The sequence below is a fragment of the Neobacillus bataviensis LMG 21833 genome (assembly GCF_000307875.1).
GTDB classification, from domain to species: domain Bacteria; phylum Bacillota; class Bacilli; order Bacillales; family Cytobacillaceae; genus Neobacillus; species Neobacillus bataviensis.
Genome location: NZ_AJLS01000189.1, coordinates 1 through 10,008, shown reverse-complemented (window position 1 = coordinate 10,008; position 10,008 = coordinate 1). Strand labels below are relative to the sequence as shown.

Genomic DNA, 10,008 nt, shown 5'->3' with positions numbered 1-10,008 from the left:
GAATAAACAGTTACAGACGTCCCTTTTGAAAGTGAAGCGATCACGGCGCCACTCGTCGAGGCACTTCCGCGTAGATTTAACGACCCGCTGCTGACATTTACATATTTGGTTGTGATTGGTAACTGACTATTAATATTTGCAGGTGGTGAATTAGTTCCAGCCGCATGGATGACTTCTTCGAATGCTGTTGTAGATAAAACAGCGAAACAAAAACTAGGTAATATTGCCTTTTTTATAACATTACTAGATATCCAAGATGATCCTTCAGTTTTTATAATCCCTTGTGTTAACACTGTCTTTACCATGATTTCCCCTCCTTGAACCTTAGTAATCTATTAAAATAAACTTTACCATATTTATTAATGGAAATTAAGGAAAATTGTAGGAAAGTGTTGAAATTCGTAGGGTTGTACTAGTTCTTGTCTTTTTTGAGACAAATGTCTATAATTGTGAGAGGTTTTTAAATTTCTGAACTTACTTTTTTAAATAGATTGATCTTTATTGAGGAGTGAACGTGAATGGCTTTAACAGCTGGTATCGTAGGATTACCGAACGTTGGTAAGTCTACTTTATTTAATGCAATTACCCAAGCTGGTGCAGAATCAGCCAACTACCCTTTCTGTACAATTGATCCGAATGTCGGCATCGTCGAGGTTCCCGATCATCGTTTACAAAAATTAACTGAATTAGTTCAACCGAAGAAAACCGTGCCCACGGCTTTTGAATTTACTGATATTGCCGGGATTGTAAAAGGGGCAAGTAAAGGGGAAGGACTCGGAAACAAGTTCTTGTCGCATATCCGCCAAGTAGATGCCATTTGCCAAGTAGTACGCTGCTTTGCCGATGAAAACATCACCCATGTTTCTGGGAAGGTAGATCCCATTGATGATATTGAAACCATCAATCTTGAATTGATTCTGGCTGATATGGAATCAGTAGAAAAAAGAATTAGCCGCGTTGAAAAGTTGGCCAAGCAAAAGGATAAGGATGCTGCTGCTGAATTTGAAGTACTCGCAATGCTGCGTGATGCCTTTGAAGCGGAAAAGCCTGCACGTACGGTTGATTTTACGGAAGAGCAAATGAAATTGGTCAAAGGACTTCATCTTTTAACCATCAAGCCTGTTCTTTATGTAGCAAACGTAAGTGAAGATGAGGTGGCTAATCCATCAGATAATGAATATGTGCAAAAGGTACGCGAATTTGCCAAGGCCGACAACGCCGAAGTAATCATTATTTGTGCAAAAATTGAAGAGGAAATTGCTGAGCTTGAAGGTGAAGAAAAGCAAATGTTCCTTGAAGAGCTTGGTATTGAAGAATCCGGCCTTGACCAATTAATTCGTGCTGCTTATCACTTACTTGGTTTAGCTACTTACTTTACGGCAGGTGTGCAAGAAGTTCGTGCTTGGACATTCAGAAAAGGAATGAAAGCCCCGCAATGTGCCGGTGTCATCCACTCTGATTTCGAACGCGGCTTTATTCGCGCTGAAACAGTCTCTTATGATGACCTTCTAGCTGCTGGAAGCCACACTGCAGCGAAAGAGGCAGGAAAAGTTCGTTTAGAAGGCAAAGAATACGAAGTAAAAGACGGCGACGTCATCCACTTCCGTTTTAACGTGTAAATTTATTCAGCTCTGCAATTCTTGCAGGGCTTTTCCTTATTTTGTACATTACTATCTCATATAAAAATCACAAACCTGTGAACAACATTGCAATTTCTTTATACTTGTGCTATACTTTCAACTTGTGAGTAATGAATAATTGCTCCTTGCCCATTCGGGCCGTTAGACCAAAAGGAGGTGACTGTGATGAAAAAGTACGAAATCATGTACATCATCCGCCCAAATATTGAAGATGAAGCAAAAAAGGCTCTTGTTGAGCGTTTTAACACTATTCTTCTTGATAACGGAGCGGAAACTGCTGAAACAAAGGATTGGGGTAAGCGCCGTCTAGCATACGAAATCAACGATTTCCGTGACGGATACTACGAAATCGCTAAAACTACATCTTCAGCTGCTGCGGTACAAGAATTTTCTCGTCTTGCAAAGATCAGCGAAGATATCATTCGCCATATCGTAATTAAAGAAGAAGAATAAAATTATTTTAAATATATTTGGTAAAAAATGTTTCATGTGAAATATTTACCGAAAAAAGGAGTTGATTCTGATGATCAATCGTGTCGTGCTTGTAGGTCGTTTAACAAAAGACCCTGAATTAAAATACACACCGAATGGCATTGCTGTTGCTACCTTTACTCTTGCAGTAAATCGTCAATTTTCAAATCAGCAAGGTGAGCGTGAAGCGGACTTTCTTAACATTGTTGTTTGGCGTAAGGCTGCTGAAAATGTTGCGAACTTCCTGAAAAAAGGTAATTTAGCTGGTGTAGACGGCAGAATTCAAGTTCGTACGTACGAACAGGATGGAAAACGTCAGTATTTTACTGAGATTGTAGCAGATAGTGTTCAATTTCTTGAACCGAAGGGCTCTTCGGGCGGCGGCGGCAGAAGCAACGATTTCTATGGTGCTCCTCCGATGGAACCGCAAGGCAATCCATATGGCAGCGGCAATCAGAATCAACGACAGAATCAAAACCAAAACCAAAATCAAAATAGAGGTTTTAATCCGGACAATGATCCATTTGCCGGAAATGGTCAAATTGACATCTCTGATGATGATCTGCCATTTTAAGCAAAACCTTGAACGTGATGAAATAATATAAATAAAGGAGGGAATTTTCATGGCAGGAGGACGTAAAGGCGGTCGCGCAAAGCGTCGTAAAGTGTGCTATTTCACAGCAAATGGTATCACTCGCATTGATTATAAAGATGTAGATTTACTTAAAAAATTCATCTCTGAGCGTGGAAAGATTTTACCACGTCGTGTAACTGGTACAAGCGCTAAATACCAACGCAAACTAACAGTTGCAATCAAACGTGCACGTCAAATGGCATTACTACCGTTTGTTGCGGGTGAATAAGGCTGGATAATAATAAGCATTAAGGCAGTAAGGGACGCCCTTACTGCCTTTTTACTTATTAAAGTTGAAACATGGCTCCTATCTAGCTAAAATAGGGAGATAGGCTTATGAATTCAGAGGTGTTTAAGTGAAAAATGTACGTAAATTAACAGAAGGCGCCATCCTTTTGGCGGCATTTACCGTTCTTTTATTAGTAACAATCTATGTTCCTCTTTTAGGATCATTTCTAAACTTTGTTTTACCGCTGCCATTTATCATGTTTTCAGCTAAAAATGACTTAAAAAATATTATGGCATTCTTTGTGGCTGCATTAATCATTTCCTTTATTGCCGGCTCCTTTATGGGACTTGGCTTAATGCTGATTTATGGGGCAGTGGGAGTCATTATCGGTTACATGCTCCAAAGGAATAAGAGTCGAACATCGATCTTAATTGCGACCACACTTACATTTATTGTTGGTTTGATTTTGTTTTATGCCGGCAGCGTGGCCTTTTTTAAATTTGACCTGATTCATGAACTAATGCAGGCGTTAAAAGAATCGACCAAAATGTCTGAGGGCATGCTGAAAGCAATGGGGAAAGAAGATCAAATACAGCTTATTGCTCAACAGAATGCCGCTGTGATTAAGATGCTGGAAACACTTGCGCCAAGTCTTTTAATCATGGTTTCCATCATTTCAGTTTTTGTTATCCAGTGGGTTTGTTTCCCCATCATCAAAAGATTTGGGATTGCGGTTCAGCCGTGGGGAAGTTTTCGAAATCTCTCCTTGCCTAAAAGCCTGCTGTGGTACTATTTAATTGCTTTGGGGGCGTTGCTGCTGCTCCGTCCTCATGAAGGAACCTATTTATACTCCGTCCTAATGAATGCACGATACATATTAGATTATTTTATCCTTATACAGGGGCTTGCGTTTGTATTCTTTATTTTCCATAAGAGGTCGGTTGCTAAAGGACTTGGCATACTTGTTGTAATTCTTACTTTCATCATTCCAATTGTTCATTATATAATATTGTTAATAGGCATTACCGATTTAGGTTTTGATTTTAGAAAGCGATTTGAAAAAAAAGAGTAAGTCTAGCGTCAAGGAGCTGAGAACTTTGCCTGCATTTTTAAAAAAGCGGTCCATTCGTTACCCTTTTTACGGACTAATTGGCGTTATAGTAATCCTGCTCATTGTCCTGTTACTTTATAATTGGATCTTAAGTGTAGCTGGGCTGCTTTTAATGTTGATTCCCATTTACTATATGTTTGTCATTGACCATCGTGAGCGGGTAGAAATGGAAGAGTATATTTCCACTCTTTCTTACCGAGTAAAAAAGGTCGGCGAGGAAGCATTGATGGAAATGCCAATTGGGATTATGCTCATCAATGAGGAATACTTTATTGAATGGACAAACCCCTTTCTCTCCTCCTATTTTGATGAGGATACATTGATTGGCAAATCGCTTTATGATATCGCTGATACATTGATTCCATTGATTAAACAGGAAGTGGAGACAGAAATCATTACCCTTCATGACCGAAAGTTTCGTGTCATTCATAAACGAGAAGAGCGGCTGTTGTACTTTTTCGATGTGACGGAACAAAAGGAAATTGAGAAAAGGTACCAGGATGACAGGACGGCTATTGCGACCATCTTTTTGGACAATTATGATGATCTGACTCAAGGTATGGATGATCAGATGCGCGGCAGTATCAATAATTTAGTCACTTCTATTTTGAATAAATGGGCCACTGATAATGGAATTTTCCTTAAACGAGTATCATCAGAACGATTTATCGCTGTTTTTAGTGAAAGAATTCTTCGTACCCTTGAAAAAGAAAAATTTACGATCCTGGATGAGATACGGGAAGTGACTTCGAAGCAAAACGTCTCTTTTACCTTGAGTATCGGGGTTGGTACTGGCGTGACTTCACTGCCTGAATTGGGTGTTTTAGCACAATCAAGTTTGGATTTGGCTTTAGGCCGTGGCGGCGATCAAGTGGCGATTAAACTGCCAAACGGGAAAGTGAAATTCTATGGAGGTAAGACAAATCCGGTTGAAAAGCGGACGCGGGTACGGGCGCGTGTAATCTCTCATGCCTTGAGAGATTTAATTATCGCCAGTGATAAAGTGATTATCATGGGGCATAAAAATCCAGACATGGATTCGATTGGTTCGGGTATTGGAATCTACAAGGTTGCGCAAATGAATCAAAAGGAAGCCTATATCGTAGTGAACATGCAGGAAGTGGATAATGGGGTAAAGCGGCTTATGGATGAACTCCGGCAGCAAGAACAATTATTTTCCCGCTTTATCGGCCCTGAACAGGCCCTTGAAATGGCCACAGACAAAACATTGCTTGTCGTTGTTGATACCCATAAGCCTTCAATGGTTATGGAGGAACGATTATTAAACAAAATTGATCATGTCGTCGTGATTGACCACCATCGCCGAGGCGAGGACTTTATCGAGAGTCCATTGCTTGTTTATATGGAGCCATATGCCTCTTCTACTGCGGAGCTTGTAACAGAATTTTTGGAATATCAGCCGAAACGCGGTAAAATTGAGATGATAGAGGCAACAGCCTTGCTCGCAGGCATTATAGTTGATACGAAAAGCTTTTCGTTAAGAACGGGCTCACGTACATTTGATGCTGCCTCCTACCTACGTGCTCACGGTGCTGATACGATTCTTGTCCAGAAATTTTTAAAAGAAGACATTGATACATATATAAAAAGGTCGAAGTTAATTGAATCAGTTTCTTTCTACCGTGAGGGGATTGCGATAGCAAAAGGAACGGAACAGGAGCTCCATGATCAAGTGATTATTGCCCAGGCTGCTGATACCTTGTTAACAATGGATGGGGTGTTAGCCTCTTTTGTCATTGCCAAACGGGGTGACGAGGTCATCGGGATTAGCGCGAGGTCGTTAGGAAACGTCAATGTACAGGTCATTATGGAAAGTTTGAAAGGCGGCGGCCATTTAACAAACGCAGCCACCCAGCTGACCGGATTATCGATTGAAGAAACAGAGACACAATTAATGGTGGCAATTGATGACTATTTTGAAGGAGTGATAAAGGAATGAAGGTAATTTTCCTAAAGGATGTTAAGGGTAAAGGCAAAAAAGGTGAAGTAAAAAATGTAGCGGATGGCTATGCACATAACTTTTTAATTAAACAAGGGTTAGCGGTAGAAGCAAATAATGCTAGCATTAGTTCATTAGATGCCCAAAAGAAGAAGGAAGAAAAAATGGCAGCTGAGGAACTGGCTGATGCTAAAAAGCTAAAAGATGTATTGGATCAAATTACGGTTGAACTAACAGCTAAAGCTGGTGAAGGCGGACGCCTCTTTGGTTCAATTACAACGAAGCAGGTTGCTGAAGAGCTGCAAAAGAAACATGGCATCAAAATTGATAAACGGAAAATGGAATTAACGGATGCCATTCGCACCCTTGGTCACACGAAGGTACCAGTAAAACTTCATCATGAAGTGACAGCGACATTAACGGTTTCAGTTACAGAAATAAAGTGAAACTTCAATCAGTGGGGGTTCTTTCCATCCCCCACTGATTGTTAGTTGAACCAATCGGGCTTTTACGGGCAGTTGATCCCCTACTTTCCCTCTTTGTACTCAAAGTCTTGAAGTAGGGATCTAACTGCCCGTTAATGCGGGATAAAATAATATGTAAATAAATTTCCAGTGCGGAATTCAGAATAAACATGGTAGAATATAATAAGTAAGCAATGGGACGTGATCGGTTATGACTGGTCACTTTTTTCTTTGTAACCTTTTTATAAATCCTTCTAAGGTAGGAGGTTTTTGATAGTATGAATGATGTATATGCAGATCGTATGCTGCCACAAAATATTGAAGCGGAACAGGCTGTATTAGGGGCTATTTTTCTAGAACCCTCCGCTCTTACATTGGCTTCTGAAATCTTAATCCCTGAAGATTTTTATCGTGCATCACACCAAAAGATCTTTAATGTGATGCTTCATCTAAATGATCAAGGCCAAGCCGTCGACCTTGTAACGGTAACGGAGGAGCTCGCGGCAGCTAAACTGATAGAGGATATTGGCGGAGTCAGCTATTTAAGTGACTTGGCAGGCTCAGTTCCGACTGCTGCTAATATTGAGTATTATGCTAGAATCGTAGAAGAGAAGTCTTTACTAAGACGATTAATCCGTACGGCAACAACGATTGCCTCTGATGGTTATTCGCGTGAAGATGAAGTTGAAGCACTGTTGAGTGAAGCAGAAAAGAGCATTTTAGAGGTAGCACAGCGAAAGAATGCCGGTGCCTTTCACAATATTAAAGACGTGCTTGTTCGAACCTATGACAATATTGAGGAAATGCATAACCGCGTGGGTGAGATTACTGGTCTTGAGACAGGGTTTGTGGAGCTTGATCGGATGACAGCAGGATTCCAGCGCAATGATTTAATCATTGTTGGTGCCCGTCCTTCCGTTGGTAAAACTGCTTTTGCTTTAAATGTTGCGCAAAATGTTGCTAAAAAAACAGGCGAAAATATTGCAATCTTTAGTCTTGAGATGGGTGCTGAGCAGCTTGTTATGCGTCTCTTGTGTGCCGAAGGGAATATCGATGCACAAAGGCTTCGTACAGGGTCGTTAACAGAGGATGACTGGGGTAAGCTGACGATGGCAATGGGAAGCTTATCAAACACGGGAATCTATATTGATGATACCCCTGGCATGCGCGTCGGTGAAATTCGCTCTAAATGTCGCCGCTTAAAGCAAGAGCATGGCTTAGGGATGATTTTAATTGACTATTTGCAGCTTATTTTAGGAAGCGGCCGTTCTGGCGAAAACCGTCAGCAGGAAGTATCGGAAATTTCCCGTTCTCTTAAACAGTTAGCTCGTGAGCTACAAGTGCCAGTTATTGCTCTTTCACAGCTTTCCCGTGGTGTTGAGCAGCGTCAAGATAAACGGCCAATGATGTCCGACATTCGTGAGTCAGGTTCGATCGAGCAGGATGCCGATATTGTTGCCTTCCTCTATCGTGATGACTATTATGATAAGGAGTCTGAATCTAAGAATATCATTGAAATCATTATTGCCAAACAGCGTAATGGCCCAACAGGTACCGTTTCGTTGGCCTTTGTGAAGGAATATAATAAATTCGTTAATATAGAGACACGTTATGATTCTCCGCCTGGTGCGTAATGAGTCAGTTCATTCTTGGACTGACTCTTTTTTATTGTCCAGCTCCAGCGCCTAGCCCCTCGAGGTCATAAGCCACTTCTGAATTGAAGGCAAAGAACGCCTTCTATTCAGAAGCGTCTTATGCTTGTCGGGGCTGATCAAGGCGCTTGCGCTTTTCTTATTTTCATAGATTACTATTTTTACGAACATATTTCATATTTTTATATAAATTGTTCGTGTTTTGTTTGATTTTTGGTTATAGAATTGATAAACTATGATGGTATGATAATAATTTATTTAATGGATGAAAAATTTTGGAGGTGCCTTTCATGTCATCAGTAGTGGTTGTTGGTACGCAATGGGGAGACGAAGGAAAAGGGAAAATCACAGATTTTCTTTCAGAAAATGCAGAGGTCATTGCCCGTTATCAAGGCGGAAACAATGCAGGCCACACGATTAAGTTTGGTGGGGAAACCTACAAATTACACTTAATTCCTTCAGGGATTTTTAATAAAGAAAAAATAAGTGTCATTGGTAACGGAATGGTTGTGGATCCTAAAGCGCTTGTTACAGAGCTTGCTTATTTACATGAAAAGGGAATTAGCACTGAAAACCTCCGGATTAGTAATCGTGCCCATGTGATTCTTCCATACCATTTAAAATTGGATGAAGTAGAAGAAGCACGTAAAGGCGCCAATAAAATTGGGACAACGAAAAAAGGAATCGGCCCTGCTTATATGGATAAGGCAGCGCGAGTGGGTATTCGAATTGCCGATTTACTTGACCGTGAAATATTTGAAGAAAAACTAATTCAGAACCTTGAAGAAAAGAATCGCTTATTTGAACGGATTTATGAAACAGATGGATTTAAGAAAGAAGATATTCTTGACGAATATTATGAGTATGGCCAACAGGTTAAACAGTATGTTTGCGATACATCTGTTGTGTTAAATGATGCATTGGATGAAGGCAAACGTGTTTTATTTGAAGGCGCTCAAGGGGTTATGCTTGATATTGACCAAGGTACCTACCCATTCGTTACCTCTTCCAATCCAGTTGCCGGCGGAGTAACAATCGGTTCAGGTGTTGGCCCATCAAAAATCACGCATGTTGTCGGTGTTTGTAAAGCTTATACCTCTCGTGTTGGTGATGGCCCATTCCCAACTGAGTTAAATAATGAAACCGGTAATCGCATCCGTGAAGTGGGTCGTGAGTACGGAACCACAACAGGACGCCCGCGCCGTGTAGGCTGGTTTGACAGTGTTGTGGTGCGTCATGCTCGCCGTGTCAGCGGCTTAACAGATCTTTCGCTCAATTCAATCGATGTATTAACAGGGATTGACACATTAAAGATTTGTACGGCCTATCGCTACAAGGACGAAGTAATCACTGAATACCCTGCAAACTTAAGGGTTTTATCACAATGTGAACCGATTTATGAGGAACTTCCAGGCTGGACAGAGGATATCACAGGAGTTAAATCGTTAGATGAATTACCTGAAAATGCCCGTCACTATGTGGAACGGGTAACACAGTTGACAGGTATTCCATTATCGACCTTCTCTGTAGGTCCTGACCGGGTACAAACAAATGTTGTCCGCAGCCCTTGGAGACAGATCTAAAATATTTATGAAATGCCCGCAAAATGCGGGCATTTCTCTTGTACGACTGGCAGTTTTTGCGATTCGCAAATAAAACAGAGTAATCCGCAAATAAAAGGCTTGGATTCACAAATAAGAGCTACAAATTCGCAAATAAACTTAGTTAAACTCTTTTTTAAAATTTATTTCTAAAAAAGTATTGCGTTTATATTACTATCCGTGCTATTATAAAAAGCGTCGTCACGATACGACAAAATATTCAAACGTACGAGCCATTAGCTCAGT

10 protein-coding genes are annotated in these 10,008 nt (G+C 40.7%); 9 read left to right on the top strand and 1 reads right to left on the bottom strand.

Annotation, left to right across the window (positions count from 1 at the left end):
* A partial coding sequence (locus tag BABA_RS25770) for an SH3 domain-containing protein (RefSeq protein ID WP_007088223.1) occupies nt 1-305 on the bottom strand: 305 nt, incomplete at its 3' end.
* A gap of 213 nt (nt 306-518) precedes the next feature.
* Between BABA_RS25770 and ychF the strand changes: the two genes are divergently transcribed.
* The 9 genes from ychF (at nt 519) to BABA_RS25725 (ending at nt 9,744) form a co-directional block, all read left to right on the top strand.
* Nucleotides 519-1,619, top strand: a complete 1,101-nt coding sequence (gene ychF, locus BABA_RS25765; RefSeq protein WP_007088222.1) for a redox-regulated ATPase YchF — start codon at nt 519-521, stop codon at nt 1,617-1,619.
* A gap of 186 nt (nt 1,620-1,805) precedes the next feature.
* On the top strand, nt 1,806-2,093 hold the full coding sequence (gene rpsF / locus BABA_RS25760; protein WP_007088221.1) for a 30S ribosomal protein S6: 288 nt from the start codon (nt 1,806-1,808) through the stop codon (nt 2,091-2,093).
* A 70-nt stretch (nt 2,094-2,163) separates the two neighbouring features.
* A complete protein-coding gene (gene ssb, locus BABA_RS25755) occupies nt 2,164-2,685 on the top strand; it encodes a single-stranded DNA-binding protein (protein WP_007088220.1) in 522 nt (173 codons plus the stop codon).
* Nucleotides 2,686-2,734: 49 nt separating this feature from the next.
* Nucleotides 2,735-2,974: a 30S ribosomal protein S18 gene (gene rpsR / locus BABA_RS25750; RefSeq protein ID WP_007088219.1), complete on the top strand. Its 240-nt coding sequence runs from the start codon at nt 2,735-2,737 to the stop codon at nt 2,972-2,974.
* Nucleotides 2,975-3,101: 127 nt separating this feature from the next.
* Entirely contained in the window at nt 3,102-4,046 is a 945-nt protein-coding gene (locus tag BABA_RS25745; RefSeq protein WP_007088218.1) for a YybS family protein, read from the top strand.
* 25 nt (nt 4,047-4,071) lie between these two features.
* Nucleotides 4,072-6,045 (top strand): DHH family phosphoesterase, encoded by a 1,974-nt coding sequence (locus BABA_RS25740; protein ID WP_007088217.1) that lies wholly within the window; start codon nt 4,072-4,074, stop codon nt 6,043-6,045.
* Nucleotides 6,042-6,491, top strand: a complete 450-nt coding sequence (rplI, locus tag BABA_RS25735; protein ID WP_007088216.1) for a 50S ribosomal protein L9 — start codon at nt 6,042-6,044, stop codon at nt 6,489-6,491. The genes BABA_RS25740 and rplI overlap by 4 nt, the downstream gene beginning before the upstream one ends.
* Nucleotides 6,492-6,787: 296 nt before the next feature.
* Nucleotides 6,788-8,143, top strand: a complete 1,356-nt coding sequence (gene dnaB, locus BABA_RS25730) for a replicative DNA helicase (protein WP_007088215.1) — start codon at nt 6,788-6,790, stop codon at nt 8,141-8,143.
* Nucleotides 8,144-8,451: 308 nt separating this feature from the next.
* Nucleotides 8,452-9,744 carry an adenylosuccinate synthase gene (locus tag BABA_RS25725; RefSeq protein WP_007088214.1) on the top strand — a complete coding sequence of 431 codons (1,293 nt, stop codon included), beginning with the start codon at nt 8,452-8,454 and terminating at the stop codon, nt 9,742-9,744.
* The last annotated feature ends 264 nt before the right edge of the window (nt 9,745-10,008 follow it).

What these genes read in the sequence shown, in the direction of transcription:
- ychF (WP_007088222.1), top strand. Translation starts at nt 519, where the DNA reads ATGGCTTTAACAGCTGGTATCGTAGGATTACCGAACGTTGGTAAGTCT.
- rpsF (WP_007088221.1), top strand. Translation starts at nt 1,806, where the DNA reads ATGAAAAAGTACGAAATCATGTACATCATCCGCCCAAATATTGAAGAT.
- ssb (WP_007088220.1), top strand. Translation starts at nt 2,164, where the DNA reads ATGATCAATCGTGTCGTGCTTGTAGGTCGTTTAACAAAAGACCCTGAA.
- rpsR (WP_007088219.1), top strand. Translation starts at nt 2,735, where the DNA reads ATGGCAGGAGGACGTAAAGGCGGTCGCGCAAAGCGTCGTAAAGTGTGC.
- rplI (WP_007088216.1), top strand. Translation starts at nt 6,042, where the DNA reads ATGAAGGTAATTTTCCTAAAGGATGTTAAGGGTAAAGGCAAAAAAGGT.
- dnaB (WP_007088215.1), top strand. Translation starts at nt 6,788, where the DNA reads ATGAATGATGTATATGCAGATCGTATGCTGCCACAAAATATTGAAGCG.
- BABA_RS25725 (WP_007088214.1), top strand. Translation starts at nt 8,452, where the DNA reads ATGTCATCAGTAGTGGTTGTTGGTACGCAATGGGGAGACGAAGGAAAA.